Raw genomic sequence first — 22093 nt, 5'->3', positions numbered from 1 at the left:
ACCGGCGTCGAGGGACCGGCGTCGAGTGACATCGGTCTCCGGGTACGCGAGAAGGGGGAGGCACCGCGGTGCCTCCCCCTCGCCGTACCGCCCGTCAGGCGGCGTCGATACGCCGCTCGGCGACCCGGTTCGCGGCCGCGCCGGGCCCGATGTCCAGGGTCCGCGACATCTCGAAGATCTCGGCCGTGCGGTCGAAGATCGCGTCCACCCGGGACCGGACGACGGTCGGGTCGGATCCGTCGACCTCCCCCGCGACCTGGATCAGGCCGCCGGCGTTGGCGACGTAGTCCGGCACCCACGTGATGCCGCGGTCGCGCAGGATGTCCTCGACCTCCGGGCGGGCCAGCTGGTTGTTCGCCGCACCGCACACCAGACGCGCACCGAGGACTCCGGCGGTCGACGGGGTCAGCGTTCCCCCCAGGGCACACGGTGCGTACACATCCAGCGGCGCCGCGACGACGCCGTCGGTGACCCGTGCCGCCGGGAACTCGGCGGCCACCCGGGCGAGAGCCACCGGGTTCACATCCGAGACCACCACGTCGGCGCCGTCCGCGGTGAGCAGCCCCACCAGTTCGTAGCCCACCTTCCCGAGCCCCTCGACACCCACGGTGCGGCCGGCGAGAGTCGTTGTTCCCCAGACATGCTCGGATCCGGCGCGCATCGCCTGGAACACGCCGAGCGCGGTGAGCGGCGAGCTGTCCCCGGATCCGCCGGCCGCGGGAGTGCGTCCCACCGCGTGCGAGGTCTGGCGGCCGATCACGTCCAGGTCGCCGGCGTGGGTACCGACGTCGGCGGCGGTGATGTAGCGGCCACCGAGGGACTCGACGAACCGTCCGTACGCGGCGAGCAGCGCCTCGCTCTTGTCCGTGGCGGGGTCACCGAGGATGACGGCCTTGCCGCCGCCGAGGTTCACGCCCGCGACCGCGGCCTTGTAGGTCATGCCCCACGACAGCCGCAGCACGTCCTCGAGCGCCCGGGCCTCGTCGGCGTACGGGTAGAAGCGGGTGCCGCCGAGCGCGGGCCCGAGCGCGGTGGAGTGGATCGCGACGATCGCGCGCAAGCCGGTCGCGGCGTCCTGACAGAAGACGACCTGCTCGTGTGGGCGGTCGGACAGGCACCGGGATCGGCCGAAGACACCGGCGGGGGCGTCGGAGGTGGCCGAACGGGCGAGGGTCGAGGTGGTCACGTGATGGGTTCCTTTCCGGAAGAATGTATTCGGGATGTCGAGAATCGGTGGCGGCTCAGAAGTCGATCTCGACGCCGAGCTCGGCGAGCCGCGCGCGGTACTGCTCGACGGAGCGCAGCTTGACGTCCTCGTAGCCGCGGACCGTGTCCGGCAAAGCCGCGACCTGCACCGCGCGGTCGTAGGTATCGGCATCGAGGTCGGCGGCGAGGCGATCGACCGTGGCGGTGTAGTGCGCGAGCAGGGCGCGCTCGACCTTCCGGACGTGCGCGTAACCGAACGGATCGAGGCGGGTGCCGCGCAGGCGCCTGCCCTTGGCCAGGATCCGCAGCGCCGCGTGCGACTTCGGTCCGAACCCGATCTTCTTGGTGCGGCCGAGCGCCCGCAGGACCGGCGGGTGCAGCCGGTAGGTCAGCTGCTCACCGCCGGGCACCTGAGCGCGTACCTCGTCGAGGAATGTGGGGTCGACGAGCAGTCGCGCGACCTCGTACTCGTCCTTGTAGGCGGTGAACTTGAACAGCCCGCGCGCGACGGCCTCGCTGAGGTCGGTGCGGTCGGTGACACGGCGTTCGGCCGCCCACACGGACTGCACCCGGTCGATGTAGCGGGCGGCGAGGCGTTCGCCCTGGAAGTCGATGAGCGCGGCGGCACGCACCCGCACGAGCCGCAGCACCTCGCCGTCGAGGGTGGTGTCCGCGAACAGGGCGTCCGGGGCGACGGTGACCTTCGGCTGCGGGCGGGCCGGTTCGGTTGCGGCCGCGAACGCGCCGGGGTCGGCGATCGCCACGCGGCCCCACCGGAACGCCGCGATGTTCGCCGCCACCGCGACACCGTTGATCTCGATCGCCTCCTCGACGGACTCGGCGGGGATCTGCAGGCCGCCGAGTTGATGGGCGGCGCCGACGATCAGGAAGTTCGCGGCGGCGGTGTCGCCGAACAGTGCCTGTGCGGCGGCGAGAGCGTCGAACGAGGCCGACCGGCGGGTCGCCGCGTCCAGCCGGGACAGCAGCTCCTGTTCGTCGGGGTGGCGGATCGACCTGTCGTACACCATGTCCCCGGTGGGGGTGCGGCTCGTCGAGGCCACCGCAACGGTCGTGGCAGGATCGGCGTAGGCGAGGTTCTTCGCATCCGCCGCGGTGAGCAGGTCCAGCGCCAGCAGGCACGACGCCCCGCCGGTGGTCACCCGGTTGCCGGGTTCGAGACCGTCGGCGGCGAACCGTAGGTGCGAGACCACCGGGCCGGCCTTCTGGCTCATACCGATCTGGTCCAGGGATTCGACGTCGAAGCCGGCGCGCAGCGCGGCGGTCGCGAGCACCTGGTTGACGGTGACGATGCCGGTGCCACCGATGCCGGCGAGGAAGATGTTGCGGGTGCCCACCGCGGAGCCGGGATCGGGGTCGGGCACGGCCGGGGGCACCGGGACGGTGCGGCGCTGCGGCGTGCGTCCGGGCGCGACCTCGACCGTCACGAACGACGGGCACTCCCCGTCGAGGCAGGAGTAGTCGGTGTTGCACGACGTCTGGTCGATGCGGGTCTTGGACCCGAACTCGGTGTCGACCGGCTGCACCGACAGGCAGTTGCTCTTGACGCCGCAGTCGCCGCAGCCCTCGCACACCGCCTCGTTGATCACCACGCGCGTGGTGCGGGCGGGCAGGGTGCCGCGCTTGCGCTGCCGCCGCGCATCGGCCGCGCAGTGCTGGTCGTAGATGAGCACGGTGACGCCCGGGACCTCGCGCAGCAGCCGCTGCGCCTCGTCGAGCCGGTCGCGGTGCCAGACCGTCACGCCGCGGGCGAGGGAGCGCTTGCGGTGCCGCTTCGGTTCGTCGGAGCAGACGATGATCCGCCGCACCCCCTCGGTGGTGAGCTTGTGGGTGAGCGCGGGAATCGTCAACGCGCCCTCGGCGTTTTGCGCCCCGGTCATCGCGACGACGTCGTTGTAGAGCAGCTTGAAGGTGATGTTCACCCCGGCCGCGACGCACGCCTGCACGGCGAGCTGGCCGGAATGGAAATACGTTCCGTCGCCGAGGTTCTGGAACATGTGCGGGATGTCGGTGAACGGTGCCTGACCGATCCACTGCGCGCCCTCGCCGCCCATCTGGGTCAGCCCGGTGACGGCGCTGTCGGCGCGGCCGGACATCGTGACGAGCGCGTGGCAGCCGATGCCGCCGCCGCCGATCGAGCCCTCCGGCAGGGCGGTGGAGCGGTTGTGCGGGCAGCCGCTGCAGAAGTACGGGGTGCGCTTGGCCGACAGCACCTCCAGGGGCAGCGACGGGAGCGGCGCGGGTCCGAGGTCCACGTGGCCGCGCAGTACCCGGCGCAGCGGCCCGCGGATCCGGCCGGCGGTCAGTTCGCCGTCGACGGGCATCAGCGGGCGGCCGTCGGCGTCCTTCTTGCCGACGATGCGCGGCGGGGCGTCGGTGCCGTAGAGGATCTCGCGGATCTGGGTTTCGACGAACGCGGTCTTGTCCTCGACGACGACGAGTTGGTCGAGGCCGGAAGCGAATTCGCGGACCAGGTCGGGGCCGATCGGGTACGGCATGCCGATGCGCAGCAGCCGGATCCCGGCGCGATGCAGGTCGGCGTCGGTCACCCCGAGGTCGAGCAGCGCCTGCCGCAGCGCGTCGAACGTGGTGCCGGTGGCGGCCAGCCCGATCCGGGCGTGCGGGGGGTCGACCTCCACGACGTCCAGCCCGTTGGCCTTCCCGTAGGCGTGGACCATCGCCCAGCGCGGCCCGTACAGGTCGGCCTCGGCGATCACGCTGTCGCTCGGCGCAGCCATCGGACGCTGACGGTAGACGAACGGCTTTCCCTCCCAATCGATCTCGGGAACCGTGATGCGCAGGTCCGCGACCGAGCCGTCGACGGACCACGCGCCGTCGGCGACGTCCGCGACGATCTTGAGCGCGACGAGGCAGCCCGAGGCGCGCGACAGCGCGACCCCGTGCAGGCCCATCGAGACGATCTCGGCGGCGTTGCGGGGGAAGAGCACCGGGATGCCGAGGGCCGCGAGGGACCGTTCGCTCACCGCGGGCACGGTCGACGACTTCGATGCCGGGTCGTCGCCGACCATCAGCAGCACGCCGCCGTTCGGGTCGACGCCGTACATGTTGGCGTGCCGCAGCGCGTCGGTGGCCCGGTCCAGACCGGGGCCCTTGCCGTACCAGACACCGACGACAGCATCGTGGGTGGGCGTGCCCGCCCCGAGCCGGCCCTGACTCCCCCACACGGACGTCGCGGCGAGTTCCTCGTTGAAGCCGGGCACGAAGGTGATGTCGTGCTCGGCGAGAACCTTCGGCATGCCGTGCAGCAGCTTGTCGAGGCCGCCGAGGGGGCTGCCGGGGTACCCGGAGACGAACGTGGCCACGCGACGTCCGTCGCGGATGTCGCGCACGTGCTGCTCGACGAGCTGCCGGGCGATCGCCTGGACGCCGGTGAGCAGCACCGTGCCCGAGCCGGAGCGGTACCGGTCGTCCAGGTCGTAGGGAAGACGCTCGATTTCGCGGACCGCGGTCTCGGTCATCGCACACCACCGTTCCTTTGCTGCGACATGTGTTGTGCAGCGTCGCTCAAGTCACATCAACTGGTGCAGCAATGATCGACATAGCTGATTGATTTCGTCAACACACAAGTTTTCAGCGAATCATAATGTTCAAATGTGACCCGCGACACACTCGACAAATGGTCACCGTGATCAGCGGGCGGGTGTCGCACCACCGGCGACGCGGACCCGGCCGGCTCGATGCGCCGTAGCGGACCGGCCCGTCCGCCCTCGCTCCGGGGTCCGACACCGGCTTCGTGCGCGGTTCCGTTCGATGGGCAGATCGGGGCCGTGGACACCGATGCCGGGGACACCGATGCCCGGGGGCACCGATGCCGAGGGCACGGCCACCGAAGCCGTTCCGCCGAGGCTGCCAGTTCTGCCGGATTTGTCAGGAGCCGGGAGTACCCTGAAGTGGCGCCGGCCGGTTCCGGGCCGGAGCGCCTGGGGAACTGCCGATGAAAGCTTGCGTACCCCGCCATGCCGGGGCACTGTCGTCCACGGCCGGACCGTCGTCCGTGCCGCGGGGCCGCGCGCCGCCGCCCGGTCCCGTCCTCCCGACCGCGCCGATAGACCACATCTGACGGACCCCGCTCACCGGCATGCCCGGGCGAAACGGGTGTCCCCCACCGGATTCACTCCATCGCGACATCGTTCCCGAAAGGACGTTGTCATGCGCACCACCCTCCCGGCCGCCCTGTGCGCGGCCGCCGCCACCCTCCTTCTCGGATCCGGCATCGCCGCAGCGCAACCCGCGCCCGATGTCGTCGGCCTCAGCGAACAACAGGCGATCGCCCTCCTGGACGCGGAAGGCATCCCGTACCGGATCACCAACCGCGCCGGCAATCTGTCCGGCGAGTGCCGCGTCACCGAACAACGGGATCGCGGCTATCGCACCGAAGTCGACTACGTGTATGACCACGACGACGACGAGTTCGATCGTGTCGAACGGCAGGTGTGGTTGGGCGTCGGCCTCGTCGTAGTCTGCCGCTGACCTCTCGCTTCGCGAACCGCATCGCGCACCACCGTGCGCCCCTCGCGACCCGGGGGGGATGCACGGCGGTGCCGCATGCGCCCAACCGATCCGGCGGAATCGCCTCGCCGAACGCGTTCTCCCGCACCCTCACCGGGCACGCATCGAGCGCCTTGCCCGAATTATCCAGTCCCGCAGGGGAATCACCCCCTGGTGGCACCCGACGTCCGGGGGCGATCGGCCCTCACGCCTGCGCCGGGATGTCCAACGGCTCGACGCGGGCACGGAGCCGGAGGACGTCCGCGTTCACCGAGTACAGGGCGTCGAGGAACGCGACGGCGAAGGAGCCCGGGCCCGTGGCGTTCCCGTCGGCGATCTCCGCGGCCACCGCGACGTGGGCGTGCGCGGCGGCGAGTCCGATCAGCGCCGTGGGGGCGACGGCGAGGTATGCCGCAGCGAGGGCACCGAGCGCGCAGCCGGTGGAGGTCACGCGCGGGAGCAGAGCACTGCCGCCACCGATGCGCAGGCCGGTCGTCGCACCGGCGGCGTCGCGGCCGACGAGGTGGTCCACGGGACCGGAGGCGGACACCGCGTCGGCGTGGGCCAGCAGCGCCAGCGCGGCCGGCACCGCGGCGGCGGGGTCGTCGGAGCTGTCGACGCCGCGGGTGTCGCCACCCAGACCGGCCAGCGCGATGACCTCGGAGGCGTTGCCGCGGATCGCCGTCGGACGGAACGGGAGCAGATCCGCGGCCAGGCCGGTGCGCCACGGGAGGCCCCCCACGCCGACGGGATCGAGCACCCACGGGGTGCCCGCGTCGCGGGCGGCCTCGGCGGCCAGGGTGAACGCCGCCGCCGTCCCGTCGTCGGGGGTGCCGAGGTTGATCAGCACGCCCCCGGCGATGCGGGCGAATCCGGCGGCCTCGTGGACGTTGTCGATGTGGGCGTTGCTCGCGCCGGCGGCGAGCAGGACGTTGGTCAGGAAGTTGGCGGAGACGACGTTGGTGAGCGACTGCACCAGCGGCACCCGGGCGCGGAGAGCGTCGAGGGCGGCGGCGAGATCGTCGACGGTCGGGGGAATCGGGGCAGTGGTCACGATGAAGTCCTGAGCTGGTTCCACGGGAGGTCGGGGCCTCACGTCCCGAACACCCGCTCCACGACCCCCCGGGCACGTCGAGTGACCCGCAGATAGTGGTCGAGGAACTCGGAGGCGTCACCACCCGACCAGCCGGCGACCTGGGCGACCGCCGACAGCAGCTTGCCCGGGCCCGGCAGCTGGTCGGTTCGCTTGCCGCGCACCAGCACGAGCGCGTTGCGGGCGCGGGTGGCGGTGAGCCACGCGTCGCGCAGCAGTGCGACGTCCGCGCTGCTGAGCAGTTCTGCGGCGCCGATCGCATCGAGCGTCTCGAGCGTCGAGGTGTTGTGCAGCGACTCGATGTGGTGCGCGTGCTGCAGCTGCAGCAGCTGCACGGTCCACTCGATGTCGGCCAGGCCACCGCGGCCCAGCTTGGTGTGGGTGGCGGGGTCGGCACCGCGCGGCAACCGCTCCGAGTCGACCCGGGCCTTGATCCGCCGGATCTCGCGCACCGCGTCGTCCGACACGCCGCCGGCCGGGTACCGGGTGGCGTCGATCATGTGCAGGAACTGCAGTCCGAGCTCCGCGTCGCCGGCGACGGCGTCGGCCCGCAGCAGCGCCTGCACCTCCCAGTTCTGCGCCCACTGGGCGTAGTACGCCTGATAGGACGCGAGGGTGCGCACCATGGGTCCGCTGCGCCCCTCGGGGCGCAGGCCGGTGTCGACCTCGAGCGGCGGATCCGTGCTCGGCGCGCCGAGCAGGGTGCGCACCCGCTCGGCGACCTGGTTCGCCCACTTCACCGCGGCGGTTTCGTCCGCCCCGGGGTTCGGCTCGCAGACGAACAGCACGTCGGCGTCGGACCCGTAGCCCAGTTCGCCACCGCCCAGACGCCCCATGCCGATCACCGCGAGCCGCGCCGGCGCCGGCCCGTCCTCCTGCTCGGACGCCTTGATCACCGCGGCCAGGGCAGCCTCGAGCACCGCCGCCCACACCGCGGACAGTGCGCGGCACACCTGCGGTACGTCCAGCATCCCGAGGATGTCGGCGCTCGCGACGCGGGCGAGTTCGGCCCGGCGCAGCGACCGGGCCGCGTTGATCGCCTTGTCGGGGGCGTCGTAGCGGGCCGAGGAGGTGACGATGGCCTTGGCGACCTCGTCGGGCCGCGGTTCGAGGAGCCGGGGCCCGCCGGCGCCGTCGGCGTAGAGCCGGATGACGTCCGGGGCCCGCAACAACAGGTTGGACACGTAGGCGGAGGACCCGAGCACGGTCATGAGCCGGTCCGCGACGGACGGCTCGTCGCGCAGCGTCCGCAGGAACCACACCCGGTCGACGAGCGCCTCGGACAGGCGGCGGTAGGCGAGCAGCCCGGCGTCGGGGTCGCTCGTCTCCCCCAGCGCCTCGAGCAGTTGCGGCAGCAGCAGCGCCTGGATGCGGGCCTTGCGGGAGGCACCGCCGGACAGTGCCGTCAGGTGGCCGAGCGCGTTCTCCGGTGCGCTGTAGCCGAGCGCGGCGAGCTGCCGGACCGCGGCGTCGGGCGACAGCCGCAGCGCCTCCTTGTCCACCCGGGCCACCGACTCGAGCAGAGGCCGGTAGAACAGCTTCGCGTGCAGCTTGCGCACCCGCGCCGAGTTGCGCTTGATCTCCGACTCGAGCACCCCGAGCGCGTCGTGCCGTCCGTCGGGGCGCATGTGCGCGGCGCGGGCGAGCCAGCGCATCGCCTCCCGGTCCTCCGGGGGCGGCAGCGTGTGGGTGCGTTTGAGCCGCTGCAGCTGCAGGCGGTGCTCGAGCAGCCGCAGGAACTCGTAGGAGGCCCGCAGGTTCGCGGCGTCGTCGCGCCCGACATAGCCCCCGTCGGCGAGGGCGGACAGCGCCTGCACGGTGTTCGGTACGCGCAGCGCCTCGTCGGCGCGGCCGTGCACCAGCTGCAGCAACTGCACCGCGAACTCCACGTCGCGCAGGCTGCCCCGGCCCAGCTTGAGTTCCCGCTCGCGCAGCTCGGCGGGCACGAGTTCCTCGACGCGCCGGCGCATCGCCTGCACCTCGGGCACGAACGCCTCCCGCTCGGAGGCCGTCCACACCATGGGGCTGAGCGCCTCGACGTAGCGGCGACCGAGGTCGAGGTCGCCGGTCATGGGCCGGGCCTTGAGCAGTGCCTGGAACTCCCACGTCTTGGCCCAGCGCTGGTAGTACGCGACGTGCGAGTCCAGGGTGCGGACCAGTGCGCCGCGCTTGCCCTCGGGACGCAGCGCGGCATCGACCTCGAAGAACGCCGAGGTGCCGATCCGCATCATCTCCCCGGCGATGCGGCCGGCGCGGGCGTCGGCCGGCTCGGCGACGAACACGACGTCGACGTCGCTGACGTAGTTGAGCTCGCGGGCCCCGCACTTGCCCATCGCGATGACGGCCAGGTCGACGGGGCAGGGACCGTCCGGGACGACGCTGGCGACGGCCACCGCCAGGGCCGCCGTCAGGGCCGCGTCGGCGAGGTCCGCGAGCCGCTGCCCCACCTCGAGGTACGGCAGGACCGGTTCGTTCTCGACGACGGCCGCGAGATCGGCGGCCGCGAGCAGCGCCAGCTGGTCGCGATAGCCGGTGCGCAGCGCAGCCACGGCCGCCGGACCGGTGATCGTCGCCCGGTAGATCAGACGGTTGTCTCCCGTCCCGGCCTCGGGTTCGGCCTCGACGTAGCCGAGCATCCGATCGGTGAGGGTCCGCCGGTCGGGCAGCTGCAGCGTCCCGGCGAGGCCACGCCACCGATCCGGGTGGGCCACGATGTGGTCGCCCAGGGCGGACGACCCGCCGAACAGGCCGAACAACCGGCCGCGCAGCCCCTTGTCGGTGCGCAGCGCCGCGTCGAGTTCGGCCCAGCCGTCGCCGAGCGCGTCGTGCAGCCGGGCAAGGGTGCGCAGGGCGAGGTCCGCGTCGGGTGCGCGGGAGAGGGCCCACAGCAGTTCGGTGCTGTCGGTGTCGGTCCAGCCGAGCTGCCGGAGTTCGTCGGGTGCGGTCGGGGCGAGGAGGCCGAGCCGACCGGCGCTCGGTATCGCCGAACGCGCCGTCGGCGGTCTCACCATGCCGCCACCGTCGCTCCGGCGCGGGACACTACCGCCCGAGTGGGCACGGACCTCACCTCTTCGTCGTCGTCGACCGTCCGGTCCGCGGCGACGCCCTCGTGCGGCCGCGGCCGGCAGGGGTTACAAGCCCAGGTACTGATCCAGTTCGTACGGGGTGACCTGGCTGCGGTAGTTCTCCCACTCCGTCCACTTGTTGCGGAGGAAGAAGTTGAACACGTGCTCGCCGAGCGCCTCGGCCACCAGTTCCGACTTCTCCATCTCGCGCAGGGCGATGTCGAGGTCGGTCGGCAGCTCCCGGTACCCCATGGCGCGCCGCTCCGCGGAGGTCAGCGCCCACACGTCGTCCTCGGCCTCGGGGGCGAGCTCGTAGCCCTTCTCGATGCCGCGCAGGCCGGCGGCGAGGAGCACCGCGAACGTCAGGTACGGGTTGCAGGCCGAGTCGGGCGTGCGGATCTCCACCCGGCGCGAGGACGCCTTGCTCGGCGTGTACATCGGCACCCGCACCAGAGCGGAGCGGTTGGACGGGCCCCAGCAGGCCGCGGTGGGCGCCTCGCCGCCGTGCACGATGCGCTTGTAGGAGTTGACCCACTGGTTGGTCACGGCACTGATCTCGTTGGCGTGCTCGAGCACCCCGGCGATGAAGGCCTTGCCGGTGGCCGAGAGCTGCAGCGGATCGTCGGGATCGTGGAAGGCGTTGTTCTCCCCCTCGAACAGGCTCATGTGGGTGTGCATGGCCGACCCCGCGTGCTCGCGGAACGGCTTGGGCATGAACGTCGCGCGCACGCCCTCCGACATCGCGATCTCCTTGACCACGTAGCGGAAGGTCATCACGTTGTCGGCCATGGACAGCGCGTCGGCGTAGCGCAGGTCGATCTCCTGCTGACCGGGCGCGGTCTCGTGGTGGCTGAACTCGACGGAGATGCCCATCGACTCGAGCGCGTCGATGGCGTGGCGGCGGAAGTTCGGGGCCGAGCGGTGCACCGACTGGTCGAAGTAGCCGCCGTCGTCGGCCGGCACGGGCGGCGCGCCCGGTTCACCGTTCTCGACGAGGAAGAACTCGATCTCGGGGTGCACATAGCAGCTGAAGCCGAGGTCGGATGCCTTGTTGAGCTGGCGGCGCAGCACGTGCCGCGGATCGGCCCAGCTGGGGGTGCCGTCGGGCATCGTGATGTCGCAGAACATGCGGGCCGAGTACTGCTGACCCTTGCTGTCGGCCCACGGCAGCACCTGGAAGGTCGAGGCGTCCGGCCGGGCGACCATGTCGGCCTCGGAGATGCGGGAGAATCCCTCGATGGCCGAGCCGTCGAACCCGATGCCCTCCTCGAAGGCTCCTTCGAGTTCGGCCGGGGCGATCGCCACGGACTTGAGCGTTCCGACCACGTCGGTGAACCACAAGCGCACGAACCGAATGTCGCGCTCTTCGAGGGTGCGGAGCACGAACTCCTTCTGGCGATCCATACGGCCGAGACTAGGCACAGTGCGTTAAATCCGTGTTACATCCGCGGGTTGTGGCCCCGGCGTGTCGCTCACATCGTCGCGCCGTCAGCACCGCGGGTCCGCCGCCGGCGCCTGCCCGGTCACGAAATACCTGATCACCGGGTCGTCGACGCAGGCCTCGCCGTCGAGCACGACGGTGTGCTGGGTACCCGTGAAGGTGACGAGTGCGCCGCCGAGTTGCCGCGCGAGGTCCACCCCCGCCTGGTACGGCGTTGCGGGATCCTCGGTGGTGGAGACGACGAGCACGGTCGGCAGGCCCGGCACGTCCGGGGTGTGCGGCTCACCGGTGTGCGGCACCGGCCAGAAGGCGCACAGATCCCGCGGCGCGGCGCCGCTCGCGCGGCCGTCGTCGAGGAACGGCGCGGCCTGCCGGTACAGCCGGTCGGCCTCGGCCGCGACGGCCGCGTCCGTCACCGGCGGGTCGTCCACGCACCGGATCGCGTTGAAGGCGTCGGTGGAGTTGGTGTAGGTGCCGTCGTCGCCGCGTCCCTCGTACAGGTCGGCGAGCAGCAGCAACGTGTCGCCCCGGCCCTCGGTCAGCGCCGCGAGCCCCGCCCGCAGCGAGCCCCACAGCCGCGGCGAGTACAGACCCTGCTGCACCCCCGTGATCGCGTCCCGGTGGCTCAGGCCGCGCGGATCCGTGGTCTCCGCGGGCGCCGCGATCAGCGGGTCCACCAGGGCCCGGAACCGGCCCACCGCCGCGGCCGGGTCGGTGCCGAGGGCACAGTCGTCGTGGCGGGCGCAGTCCGCCGCAAACGCGTCGAACGCCGTCTGGAATCCGGCCGCCTGCAGCAGGACCTCGTCGAGGGGGTCCTGCTCGGGGTCGAGCGCACCGTCGAGCACCATCGTCCGCACCCGGTCGGGGAAGGTCTCCGCATAGAGCGTGCCGATCCGGGTGCCGTACGAGAACCCGAGGTAGTTCAGTTTCTCGTCGCCGAGGACGGAGCGGAGCACGTCGATGTCGCGCACGACCTCGCGGGTGCCCACGTGGGCGAGCAGGCCGGTCTCGGCGCGCTGCGCGCAGGCGTCGGCATAGTCGCGGTGCCGCTGTTCCGTCCGCGCGATGCCCTCGGGGCTCATGTCGCCGTCGTCGGACGCGCGGTCGGCGTCCGCCTCGGCGTCGGTGCGGCAGCGCACTGCGGGCTCGGAGGCCCCGACGCCGCGGGGATCGAATCCGATCATGTCGAACCGGTCGGTCAACTCGGTGCCGTCGGCAACGGTGGCGAGCCCGATCCCGGCCGCACCCGGCCCGCCGGGATTGACGAGCAGCGAGCCGATCCGCTGCCCGGACGCGGGCGAGCGGGAGATCGCCACCGTGATCGTCTCCCCGTTCGGGTCGTCGTAGTCCAGCGGCACCGTGATCCGCGCGCACTGCACGCCGCGGGGCAGTTGCTCGGCGTCGGGGCCGTAGTCCCGGCAGGACCCCCACTGCACCTGCTGCGCGTAGAACTGCTCGAGGCCGGCCGGGGCGCCGATCGGCGACGTCCGCGGCGGCGCGGTCTCGGTCGTGGTGCTGCAGCCGGCGGCGAGCAGCACCGCGGCGGTCAGCGCGACGGCGCGCGCCGGGACGCGGAGAGAAGGGGACGACACCCAGCGATGGTGCCACGGGCAGCATCCGCGCCGACGCGGCCGGTTCGGGTCCGGCCCGCCGCCGCATCCGGCGGATGTGACCAATCGCACCGCCGGCGCCGCTACTGCCCGAATGGAGCCGGTGGCAGACTGAGACCGTCATCACCCAACCCGGGGACCCGCACGGGCCTCGAGGCAGAAAGGGACCTCTGATGTCCGAATCCACCGCTGCCCTCTACGGCGGCTCCGCCCCGTCCGCCGCCCCTCGGCGCAAGACGCGGGTCCATCACCTGCAGGCCATGAAGGCCGAGGGCCGTCGCTGGGCCGAACTGACGGCGTACGACTACTCGAGCGCCCGCATCTTCGAGGAGGCCGGCATCCCGGTGCTGCTCGTGGGCGACTCCGCCGCCAACGTCGTCTACGGCTACGACACCACCGTGCCGGTCACGGTCGACGAAATGCTCCCGCTGGTGCGCGGCGTGGTGCGCGGCGCGCCGCACGCCCTGGTGATCGCCGACCTGCCGTTCGGCACCTACGAGGCGTCGCCCGAGCAGGCTCTCGCCACCGCCATCCGCTTCATGAAGGAGGGCGGCGCCCACGCCGTCAAGCTCGAGGGCGGCGAGCGGGTCGCCGCGCAGATCGCCGCGATCGCCGCCGCCGGCATCCCCGTCCAGGCCCACGTCGGGTTCACCCCGCAGTCGGTCAACAGCCTCGGCGGATTCCGCGTGCAGGGCCGCGGCGACGGCGCCGAACAGCTCATCGCCGACGCCATCGCCGTGCAGGAGGCCGGCGCCTTCTCCGTGGTCATGGAGATGGTGCCCGCCGACATCGCCGGCCAGGTCACCCGCAAGCTGACCATCCCCACGGTCGGGATCGGTGCCGGCAACGAGTGTGACGCCCAGGTCCTCGTGTGGCAGGACATGGCCGGCTACACCAGCGGCAAGACCGCGAAGTTCGTCAAGAAGTTCGGCAGCGTGGGCGACGAGCTGCGCCGCGCCGCGGCCGAATATGCTGCAGAGGTGGCGGCCGGGACGTTCCCCGGTCCCGAGCATTCCTTCTGATCCGGCAGGACGAGGGGAACCTGCGGCCGGTCCGGCCGGAGGTTCCGCTCACCCGTAGGCCCGGGCCTTACCGACCCGCGAGGTGCACCCCACATGATTCGTCCCCGTCGCACACTGCTCGCCGTTGCCGTCGCCGGTGCGACGATCGCCGCCCTGGGCGGGTGCGCGTCCGGCGGTCAGCCCGCCCCCACCGGCTCGACCACCGCGTCGACGCAGCCGACGACCGGCACAGGCGCGGCGGCCGAGCCGAGCGCGCTGCCCGGTGGGGTCACCGAGGCCCAGGCCGCCGAGCTGTGCTCGCAGATGGAGGCCCAGCTGCAGAGCTGGCGGACCTACACCCCGTCCATGAGCAAGCCCGGCTTGAACCTGCTGGTCGGCGAGTGGGCGGCCCGCAACGGGATCGACATGCTGGCGCTCGCCCAGGACCGTGACCGTGTCGACACGATCGCCTCGGCCCAGTGTCCGGAGGTGCGCAGCCAGGCGCTCGAGGCCCTGCAGATCCCGACCCTCGCCTCCGCGCTGGTCGGCTTCTGATGCCGTTGCGGCGGCCGTACCCGCCGATCGAGCCGTACGAGCAGGGCCTGCTCGACGTCGGCGACGGCCAGCGCATCTACTGGGAGGTCAGCGGGAATCCCGCCGGCAAGCCGGTGGTGTTCCTGCACGGCGGTCCGGGCGGCGGCACCATGCCCGCCCACCGGCAGTTCTTCGATCCGGAGGCGTACCGGATCGTGCTGTTCGATCAGCGCGGCTGCGGTCGGTCGGTGCCGCACGTCGCCGAGGGCGCGGATCTGTCCGCCAACACCACCGAGTATCTGCTCACCGACATCGAGACCCTGCGGCGACGTCTGGGGATCGGCCGCTGGCAGGTGTTCGGCGGCTCGTGGGGGTCGACGCTGGCCCTGGCCTATGCGCAGCGCCACCCGCACCGGGTCACCGAGCTGGTGCTGCGCGGCATCTTCCTGCTGCGCAGCAGCGAGATCGACTGGTATTACAACGGTGGCGCCGGACAACTGTTCCCCGAGCTGTGGGAGCGTTTCCTGGAGCCGCTGGCCGGGGCGCCGGACGGTGAGCATCCCGTCGACACGTACCACCGGCTGCTGCATTCGCCCGACCCCGACGTCGCGCTGCGGGCCGCCGTGGCGTGGTCGACGTGGGAGGGGGCGACCAGCGCCCTGCTGCCCACCCCGGAACGGATCGTGGAGACGTCGGAACCGCGTTTCGCTCTGGCGTTCGCGCGCATCGAGAACCACTACTTCCGCAACCGTGGCTTCCTCGAGGAGGGGCAGCTGCTGCGCGACGCCGGACGGCTGCGCACCATCCCCGGCGTGATCGTGCAGGGTCGCTACGACGTGGTCTGCCCCGCGACGAGCGCGTGGGAACTGCACAAGGCGTGGTCCGGCTCGGAACTCGTCGTCGTCGACGACGCCGGGCACGCCGCGAACGAGCCCGGCATCACCCATCACCTGCTCGAGGCGACCGACCGCTTCCGCTGATCCTCACCCGAGGCGGCCGAACCCGACGACCGCCGAGTCGGACGTGACGTCGACGGTGTGGACGCGGATGCGGCCGAGTTCGTTGCCGCCGACCGTCGTCGCGGTGTCGCCGTCGACCGCGACGACGATGTTGGTGTGCTGGCCGACCCACAGCTCGTTCTCGTACAGCACCACGTCGCCCACCGCCGGCCGGTACCCGTCGCCGGCCGGTTCGAATCGTCCGACCGACTCGTAGTACTCCTGCAGGGTGTACACGCCGGGGATCCGCCAGTGCCCGGAATGCGGATTGGCCAGCGGCCGATCCGCTTCCCGCATGATCCAGCTGACGAAGTTCGCGCACCAGGGCTCCTCGGCGCCCTCGGAGTAGAACGTCCCGGGCCGCTGCGTCCGGTGTTCGTCCTCGAGCAACTCCACGATCCGCGCCTGCGGGAGCGTCAACGCCGACGTGTCCACGTCCGGGAAGTCGGCGGTGTCCCAGGGCAGATACCGGCTCGGTGCCACGCGGAACACCAGCACCGCCAGGAACACAAGCACCGTCGTGAGGACGGCGAGGCCGACGAGCAGGCCCCGCGGCCGGCGCGGCGGTCGGGTCGCGTTCACGGCCGCCGCTCCCGCCCGGCAGCGACGTCACGCCGGGTACGCAAACCGCACCTTCCGGGCCTGCGGGTCGGCGTGCGTCAGCCGGATCCGGATCCGGCTGCCCTCCTTCGGCTCGCCGGCGCACGGGGCGATCACGGTGGCGTCGGGCACGAACACCTCGGCGTCCCGGCGGCCGTTCGCCGCACGCAGGACCGTCGCCTCGAACGACTCCCACACGTGCGGGGCGAGGACCGTCGCCTCGGTGAGTTCGATGCACGCGCGGGTCACCTTCCCGGCGAGCGCGTCGGAGCCGGACATCGTCTCGGGAAGCTCCGGGAGCACGGCGCGCACCGGGTCCGGCACGTCGGTGCCCGCGCAGAGCGCCAGGCACACCTCCGTCACGAACCGGTCGGCCAGCCGCCGCAGCGGCGCGGTGACGTGTGCGTACGGCGCACCGATCGCCCCGTGTCCCGGCTGCTCCGGAATCGCACCGTCGAACGCCACGTACGACGCGCCGCGCAGCAGCGCCGGGGCCTCGCTCATCAGCACCAGGGTGCCGGGCAGGTTCACGTCGAGGCCGGCCAGGAAGGTACCCACCGGCACCTGGTCCGGCCACGGCACTCCCAGGGCGGAGGCGGTGCGCCGCAGTTGCGCCACGGCCTCGGGAGCGGCCGGTGGCAGGGTCCGCAGCAGCCCGATCCGCGCGTCGAGCATCAGTCGCGCCGCACACATCCCGGTCAGCAGCGACACGTGGGAGTTCCAGTCGTCGACCTCGGTGCGCGGCTGGGTGGTCAGCCGCCAGCCGTTCCCGTCGGCGACCACGTCCTGCTCGGGCAGGCGCAGTTCGATCGCGCCGCGTGCGCGGGCCGCGGCCTCGCGGAGCCGGCCGAACTCGGATAGTGCCGCGATCGACGGGTGCACGACCCCGGCGTCGACGCCGGCCTGCACTCCGGCGTAGTCGAACCGGGCGACGGACCGGACCAGTGCGCGCCGCACGCTCACGTCCACGGGCTCGGCGGCGTCGTCGAGAACGATGCGCCACAGCGCCGCCGGACGCACGCGGCCGGGGAGGAGGCTGGCCGAATCCTCGGACAACGGCCGGGGGTGCAGCGGGACCGACCCGTCGGGCAGATAGTAGGTCTGTCCGCGGCGCCGGCTCTCGCGGTCGAGCGCGCCGTCGGGTGCGACGACGGCCGCGACGTCGGCGATCGCGTAGTGCAGGACGAAGCCGTCGACGGTGCGCTCGAGGTGCAGCGCCTGGTCGAGATCCATCGAGCCCGGCGGATCGATGGTCACCAGGGGCAGATCCGTGCGGTCCACCCGCGCGGCGGACCAGCGGTCGACCGCGGCCTCGGCCTCGGCGACGGCGGGCAGGGGATAACTGTCGTCGAGCGCGAACTCGGCGCGGACGGCACCGAAGTCGATCGCGGGCGCGACGACGATGCGGGTGTTCGTCACCGTGCTGGGGAACCGCTCAGCGGTTCCACTCCTCGTCGGCCTCGTCCGCGGCCTTGTTGCGCTCGGCCGCGATCTCGAGTGCCCGTTCGGCGGTGGCGCGGTCCGGATACGGCCCCATGCGGTTCAGCGCACTGGGGTCCTTTCCCTGGCTGACCTTTCCGGTGTGGACGTCGTAGTACCAGCCCTCGTCGCTCATGACTCCCAGTCTGCCCCAACCGACGCCGAGTTTCGGGGTAACCCGCACGCGCGGCGCGGCTGGTACCGTCGGCCCCTGGTCCCCGCTCGACGACTCGAAAGGCACCGCATGTCGTACCTGCTCTACGACTTCCTGCTCCCCTACCTGGGGCACGAGGCCGCCTCCTACTGGGCGCACCTGCTGGTCGTCGCCCCGATCTGAGCCGGGTGGGCGGACGAGCCGGCCTGTAAGCCGGATCCTGTACCCCGCCGAGGCGGGGTGGCGACCATCCATCTGGGCACACCGTCGCCGGGTACCTCGAGCGGTTCACCCGCAGGCTCGGGCGAGCAGCCCTCGGACACCTGCGCAGCCGCACCGAACGAGTCGGTGCGGCCTTCAACCTTGCTCCGGGCGGGGTTTACCGAGCCGCCCCGGTCACCCGGGGCGCTGGTGCGCTCTTACCGCACCGTTTCACCCTTACCCACCCCGAGGGGTGGGCGGTCTGTTCTCTGTGGCACTGTCCCGCGAGTCACCTCGGGTTGCCGTTAGCAACCGCCCTGCTCTGTGGAGTCCGGACTTTCCTCGATCCAGGGCCTGGCACCGCCACGGTGCCGGTTCCCTGAGCCGCGGTCGCCCGGCCAACTCGTCCGCGTCGATCAGGGTACTGCCTCACCTGTCTCGAATGCGAACTACGGTACCGCCATGGCGAGATATGTGGCCCTGCTGCGGGGAATCAACGTCGGTGGCATCACCATCGCGATGGCGGATCTGAAGGACGTGTTCGCCGGGCTCGGTTTCGGCAACGTCCGCACCGTGCTCGCTTCGGGCAACGTGGTGTTCGATGCCGACACCGCCGACACCGCCGAAGCGAAGGCCCGGATCGAGGCGGCCCTGCGTGATCGATTCGGGTACGAGGCGTTCGTGTTCGTCCACGATCAGGCGGCCGTCGCGGCGATCGTCGACGCCTACCCGTTCGAGGAGCGTGACGGCCGGCACGCGTACGCGGTGTTCGTCGCCGATCCCGCGGTTCTGGACGAACTGGCGGCGACGGCGGAGGGTCTCGACCCGGCGGTCGAACGCGTCACCCGGGGCAACGGCGTCCTCTACTGGGACGTCGAGCGCGGGCAGACGGTCAAGAGCGCCTTCGGCCGGAACACCGGCAAACCGCGCTACAAGGCGGTGACCACGACGCGGAACCTGCGCACGCTCCGAAAACTCCAGGTGTGAGCGGCCGGGACGCTGCCGGCGGTGTGTCCTTCGGGCGGTGGGCGCAGCCCGAAAGACACACCGGCGCCGACGGCGCCTACAGGTGCGACGTGTCGTTGACCAGCCGCACGGCCGCGCCGCCGTCGGGATAGAACTCGGCGATGCTCAGCGACGCGAGGTCCAGGTGCAGGCGGTACAGCAGCGACGGCCCCGCGTCGAGCGCCATCTGCAGCAGTGTCTTGATCGGCGTGACGTGGGAGACGACGAGCACGTTCGCCCCGCCGTACTCCGCGACCAGATCGTCGCGGACGGTGGCGAGACGGCCGCGGACCTCGTCGAAGCTCTCCCCACCCGGCGGGCGCACCGACGTGTCCCCGAGCCAGCGCCGGTGCAGATCGGGATCGCGCTGCGCCGCCTCGAGGAAGGTCAGCCCCTCCCACTTGCCGAAGTCGGTCTCGATGAGGCCCTCGTGCACCGTCACGGGCAGACCGAGCGCCGACGCCGCGGCATCGGCGGTCTCCCGGGCCCGCCCGAGCGGCGACGACACCACCGCGGCGACGTTGCCGCGCTCGCCGATGCGACGCGCGGCCGCGCGGGCCTGCACACGGCCCAGTTCCGTCAGCGGCGGGTTGCCGCGGCCGGAGTAGCGGCGCTCCACCGACAGCGGGGTCTGCCCGTGCCGCAGCAGCAGCATCCGGGTGGGCGTGCCGACAGCGCCGGTCCAGCCGGGCGACTTCACCGGTGGGGCCGCCGATTCCGGTGTGGGAGAAGCGGATTCGGAACCCGAAGCAACCGACGCGGCGGCGTCCATCGCCTCGTTGGCGAGCCGGTCGGCGTAGGCGTTCTCCGCGCGTGGCACCCAGGTGAACTCGACCCGCGAGAATCCCCGGGCCAGCTCGCGGGCGCGGGCGGCGAGCGGAATCATGTCCGGGTGCTTGATCTTCCATCGGCCCGACATCTGCTCGACGACGAGCTTGGAATCCATCCGGACGTCGACCTCGTCGGCCCCGAGTTCGGCGGCGGCGGTCAATCCGGCGATCAGGCCCTGGTATTCGGCCACGTTGTTGGTGGCGCGGCCGATGCTCGCGCTGCGCTCGGCCAGCACCGCCTCATGGTCGGCGCCGAAGACCACCGCACCGTAGCCGGCGGGGCCCGGGTTGCCGCGCGAGCCGCCGTCGGCCTCGACAACTACCCGGCTCAAATCCCGGATTCCTTGGTACGCACCAGGATCGCGTTGCACTCGGGGCAACGTACGAGGACCTCGGGGGCGGCGGCGGCGATGCGAGCGATCTCGCCGCGGTCGAGCTCGAGGCGGCATGCGCCGCACCGGCGCGCCTGCAGCAGGGCCGCGCCGATGCCCGTCTTCGTCCGCTGCGCCTCGTACTGGTCGACCAGCTCGGCCGGGAAAGCCTCCACGAGTGCCGCGCGGTCGCTCAGGCACCGCTGCTCGGCGACCTCGATGTCGGCGAGCGCCTCGTCGCGCAGGCGGACCGCGTCGGCGAGTTCCTCGTCGACGCTCGACAACCGCGCGCCGGCGTGGTCGTGATCGGCCTTGGATGCCTCCCGGCGTTCCATGACCTCGAGCAGCTCGTCCTCGAGCAGGGCCTGCCGGCGTTCGAGGCTGGTCAGCTCGTGCTGGAGTTCGGACAGCTGCTTGGCGCCCACTCCGCCGGCGGCGAGGAGCTTGCGGTCGCGATCCTCCCGCTGGCGGACCGCCTCGACCTCCCCCTCGAGCTTGCGAATGTCGCGGTCGAGGTCGTCGAGGATGATCTCGACAGCGACGGCGGCGTCCCGGCGCGCGGTGCGTTCCGCCTCGAGCCGCTCGACCTCCTGCTGTTCGGGCAGGGTGCGGCGCCGGTGCGCCAGGCGGGTCACCTCGGTGTCCACAGCGGCGAGGGCCAGGAGCTTGGACTGCACGGCGGGTTCGACGTTCACTCGGCGGGTTCCTGCTTTCGGCGACGAGATCAAGGGCGGGTGGTAGCTGCCTACCGTACCGCGCGGCCGGTCACGGGGAACCCGGACCTACCGGGCTGCGGTGGTCCAGGGATCGGTGCGCAGCGCGCTGACGCGGGTCGACCAGCCGTCGCGGTCGGCGAACACGTCGTCGAGCACACCCTTCGCCTGGGCGCACCACGGGTACTCGCTGGCCCAGTGCGCGACGTCGACAAGCGCGGGGCCGCCGGCGCGCAGGTGCTCGTCGGCGGGATGGTGCCGCAGGTCCGCGGTGACGTAGGCATCGACGCCGAGCCGGCCGACGGTGCCGAGGAAGGAGTCGCCGGAGCCGCCGCACACCGCAACGGTGCCGATCATCCGGTCGGGGTCGCCGGCACCGCGCACCCCCCACTCGGTGGCCGGCAGTGCGGCCGCGACCCGCTCGGTGAACTCGCGCAGCGTCTGCGGCGCCGGGAGTTCTCCGACCCGGCCGAGACCTCGGGAGCCGGGCAGATCGGCGAGTTCGAGCACGTCGAACGCGGGTTCCTCGTACGGGTGCGCCGCGCGCAGGGCAGCAAGCACCCGGCCGCGCACCGATCGCGGGGCCACGACCTCGATGCGGTCCTCGGCCAGGCGTTCGAGTTCGCCGACGGTGCCGACCGCCGGATCCGCCCCGGCCTCGGGACGGAACTGTCCGGTCCCGGAGGTGGTCCAGGAGCACTCGCGGTAGTTCCCGAGCCGGCCCGCACCGGCGTCGAACAGGGCGGCGCGCACCGTCTCGGCCGAGTCGGCGGGCACGAGGACCACCCACTTGTCGACCGCCGGTTCGGGCTTGGGTTCGATCGGCCGCAGGCCGGTCAGGCCGAGCGCCTGTGCCAGCGCATCGGACACGCCCGGGTCGGCACGGTCGGCGTTGGTGTGGGCGGTGAACAGCGCGCAGCCGCCTCGGATGAGCCGGTGGATCAGGGCGCCCTTCGGGGTGTGCGCGCCGACGGTGTCGACGCCGCGCAGCAGCAGCGGGTGGTGCACGAGGAGCAACTGCGCACCCCAGGCCAGGGCTTCGTCGACGACGGCGGCGGTCGCGTCGACCGCGAGCAGGACCCTGCTCACGGGCTCGGAGGGATCACCGGCGACCAGCCCGACGGAGTCCCACGACTCGGCCAGCGACGGCGGATAGGCCGTCTCGAGCACGTCGATCACCTCGCGCAGCGCCACCGCCGTCACCGCTCCTCCTTCGTCGTCTCCCGGGTGCTGCCCGAGACCCTACGCGGCGGGCTTCGCCGGGA

The 22093-nt window shown here is 72.2% G+C and carries 17 protein-coding genes and 1 other RNA gene; 5 read left to right on the top strand and 13 right to left on the bottom strand.

Annotated elements, in window-relative coordinates:
* Positions 1-94 precede the first annotated feature (94 nt).
* A complete protein-coding gene (locus OCS65_RS13230) occupies positions 95-1186 on the bottom strand; it encodes a Glu/Leu/Phe/Val family dehydrogenase (RefSeq protein ID WP_263510327.1) in 1092 nt (363 codons plus the stop codon).
* Positions 1187-1241: 55 nt separating this feature from the next.
* A complete protein-coding gene (locus OCS65_RS13225; protein ID WP_006947740.1) occupies positions 1242-4703 on the bottom strand; it encodes an indolepyruvate ferredoxin oxidoreductase family protein in 3462 nt (1153 codons plus the stop codon).
* Positions 4704-5394: 691 nt separating this feature from the next.
* Between OCS65_RS13225 and OCS65_RS13220 the strand changes: the two genes are divergently transcribed.
* Positions 5395-5715: a PASTA domain-containing protein gene (locus OCS65_RS13220; RefSeq protein ID WP_006947731.1), complete on the top strand. Its 321-nt coding sequence runs from the start codon at positions 5395-5397 to the stop codon at positions 5713-5715.
* Between the two features lie 223 nt (positions 5716-5938).
* Here the strand turns inward: OCS65_RS13220 and thiM are convergent, their stop codons facing one another.
* From thiM to OCS65_RS13200, 4 genes are all read right to left on the bottom strand, one after another.
* The gene (thiM, locus tag OCS65_RS13215; RefSeq protein WP_006947730.1) at positions 5939-6787 is read right to left on the bottom strand and encodes a hydroxyethylthiazole kinase; all 849 of its coding nucleotides are present in this window, start codon (positions 6785-6787) and stop codon (positions 5939-5941) included.
* A 38-nt stretch (positions 6788-6825) separates the two neighbouring features.
* Entirely contained in the window at positions 6826-9837 is a 3012-nt protein-coding gene (locus tag OCS65_RS13210; RefSeq protein WP_263510325.1) for a bifunctional [glutamine synthetase] adenylyltransferase/[glutamine synthetase]-adenylyl-L-tyrosine phosphorylase, read from the bottom strand.
* A gap of 120 nt (positions 9838-9957) precedes the next feature.
* Positions 9958-11295: a glutamine synthetase family protein gene (locus tag OCS65_RS13205; RefSeq protein WP_029544266.1), complete on the bottom strand. Its 1338-nt coding sequence runs from the start codon at positions 11293-11295 to the stop codon at positions 9958-9960.
* Between the two features lie 84 nt (positions 11296-11379).
* A complete protein-coding gene (locus OCS65_RS13200; protein WP_168579759.1) occupies positions 11380-12924 on the bottom strand; it encodes an alpha/beta hydrolase in 1545 nt (514 codons plus the stop codon).
* 191 nt (positions 12925-13115) lie between these two features.
* On the opposite strand from OCS65_RS13200, the gene panB reads away from it, so the two are divergent.
* From panB to pip, 3 genes are all read left to right on the top strand, one after another.
* Entirely contained in the window at positions 13116-13964 is an 849-nt protein-coding gene (panB, locus tag OCS65_RS13195; RefSeq protein WP_006947723.1) for a 3-methyl-2-oxobutanoate hydroxymethyltransferase, read from the top strand.
* A gap of 93 nt (positions 13965-14057) precedes the next feature.
* A complete protein-coding gene (locus OCS65_RS13190; RefSeq protein WP_006947721.1) occupies positions 14058-14498 on the top strand; it encodes a hypothetical protein in 441 nt (146 codons plus the stop codon).
* Positions 14498-15457 carry a prolyl aminopeptidase gene (gene pip / locus OCS65_RS13185; protein ID WP_006947714.1) on the top strand — a complete coding sequence of 320 codons (960 nt, stop codon included), beginning with the start codon at positions 14498-14500 and terminating at the stop codon, positions 15455-15457. The genes OCS65_RS13190 and pip overlap by 1 nt, the downstream gene beginning before the upstream one ends.
* Before the next feature lie 3 nt (positions 15458-15460).
* Here the strand turns inward: pip and OCS65_RS13180 are convergent, their stop codons facing one another.
* From OCS65_RS13180 to rnpB, 4 genes are all read right to left on the bottom strand, one after another.
* Positions 15461-16021, bottom strand: coding sequence for a CHAP domain-containing protein (locus OCS65_RS13180; RefSeq protein ID WP_420833249.1), 561 nt, complete (start codon positions 16019-16021; stop codon positions 15461-15463).
* Between the two features lie 63 nt (positions 16022-16084).
* Positions 16085-17494, bottom strand: a complete 1410-nt coding sequence (locus OCS65_RS13175) for an RNB domain-containing ribonuclease (protein WP_263510324.1) — start codon at positions 17492-17494, stop codon at positions 16085-16087.
* A 16-nt stretch (positions 17495-17510) separates the two neighbouring features.
* Positions 17511-17690 carry a hypothetical protein gene (locus OCS65_RS13170; RefSeq protein WP_006947711.1) on the bottom strand — a complete coding sequence of 60 codons (180 nt, stop codon included), beginning with the start codon at positions 17688-17690 and terminating at the stop codon, positions 17511-17513.
* Positions 17691-17901: 211 nt separating this feature from the next.
* Positions 17902-18315, bottom strand: an RNA gene (gene rnpB, locus OCS65_RS13165) — RNase P RNA component class A.
* A gap of 56 nt (positions 18316-18371) precedes the next feature.
* On the opposite strand from rnpB, the gene OCS65_RS13160 reads away from it, so the two are divergent.
* The gene (locus OCS65_RS13160; protein ID WP_043800854.1) at positions 18372-18896 is read left to right on the top strand and encodes a DUF1697 domain-containing protein; all 525 of its coding nucleotides are present in this window, start codon (positions 18372-18374) and stop codon (positions 18894-18896) included.
* A 76-nt stretch (positions 18897-18972) separates the two neighbouring features.
* Here the strand turns inward: OCS65_RS13160 and OCS65_RS13155 are convergent, their stop codons facing one another.
* From OCS65_RS13155 to OCS65_RS13145, 3 genes are all read right to left on the bottom strand, one after another.
* Positions 18973-20076: a bifunctional RNase H/acid phosphatase gene (locus OCS65_RS13155; RefSeq protein WP_231772739.1), complete on the bottom strand. Its 1104-nt coding sequence runs from the start codon at positions 20074-20076 to the stop codon at positions 18973-18975.
* Positions 20073-20810 carry a zinc ribbon domain-containing protein gene (locus OCS65_RS13150; RefSeq protein ID WP_043800857.1) on the bottom strand — a complete coding sequence of 246 codons (738 nt, stop codon included), beginning with the start codon at positions 20808-20810 and terminating at the stop codon, positions 20073-20075. Before OCS65_RS13150 ends, OCS65_RS13155 begins: the two co-directional genes overlap by 4 nt.
* An 87-nt stretch (positions 20811-20897) precedes the next feature.
* The gene (locus OCS65_RS13145; protein ID WP_231772738.1) at positions 20898-22031 is read right to left on the bottom strand and encodes a Nif3-like dinuclear metal center hexameric protein; all 1134 of its coding nucleotides are present in this window, start codon (positions 22029-22031) and stop codon (positions 20898-20900) included.
* Between the last annotated feature and the right edge of the window lie 62 nt (positions 22032-22093).

The sequence above is a fragment of the Rhodococcus aetherivorans genome (assembly GCF_025722975.1).
In the GTDB taxonomy this organism is placed as follows: domain Bacteria; phylum Actinomycetota; class Actinomycetes; order Mycobacteriales; family Mycobacteriaceae; genus Rhodococcus; species Rhodococcus aetherivorans.
Note: the sequence above shows the minus strand (reverse complement) of the source record. Positions and strands in the feature narration are given on the sequence as shown.

Excerpts from the sequence above, each read along its gene's own strand:
- OCS65_RS13225 (WP_006947740.1), bottom strand. The coding sequence starts at position 4,703 with ATGACCGAGACCGCGGTCCGCGAAATCGAGCGTCTTCCCTACGACCTG.
- OCS65_RS13220 (WP_006947731.1), top strand. The coding sequence starts at position 5,395 with ATGCGCACCACCCTCCCGGCCGCCCTGTGCGCGGCCGCCGCCACCCTC.
- OCS65_RS13210 (WP_263510325.1), bottom strand. The coding sequence starts at position 9,837 with ATGGTGAGACCGCCGACGGCGCGTTCGGCGATACCGAGCGCCGGTCGG.
- OCS65_RS13205 (WP_029544266.1), bottom strand. The coding sequence starts at position 11,295 with ATGGATCGCCAGAAGGAGTTCGTGCTCCGCACCCTCGAAGAGCGCGAC.
- panB (WP_006947723.1), top strand. The coding sequence starts at position 13,116 with ATGTCCGAATCCACCGCTGCCCTCTACGGCGGCTCCGCCCCGTCCGCC.
- OCS65_RS13190 (WP_006947721.1), top strand. The coding sequence starts at position 14,058 with ATGATTCGTCCCCGTCGCACACTGCTCGCCGTTGCCGTCGCCGGTGCG.
- pip (WP_006947714.1), top strand. The coding sequence starts at position 14,498 with ATGCCGTTGCGGCGGCCGTACCCGCCGATCGAGCCGTACGAGCAGGGC.
- OCS65_RS13170 (WP_006947711.1), bottom strand. The coding sequence starts at position 17,690 with ATGAGCGACGAGGGCTGGTACTACGACGTCCACACCGGAAAGGTCAGC.
- OCS65_RS13160 (WP_043800854.1), top strand. The coding sequence starts at position 18,372 with ATGGCGAGATATGTGGCCCTGCTGCGGGGAATCAACGTCGGTGGCATC.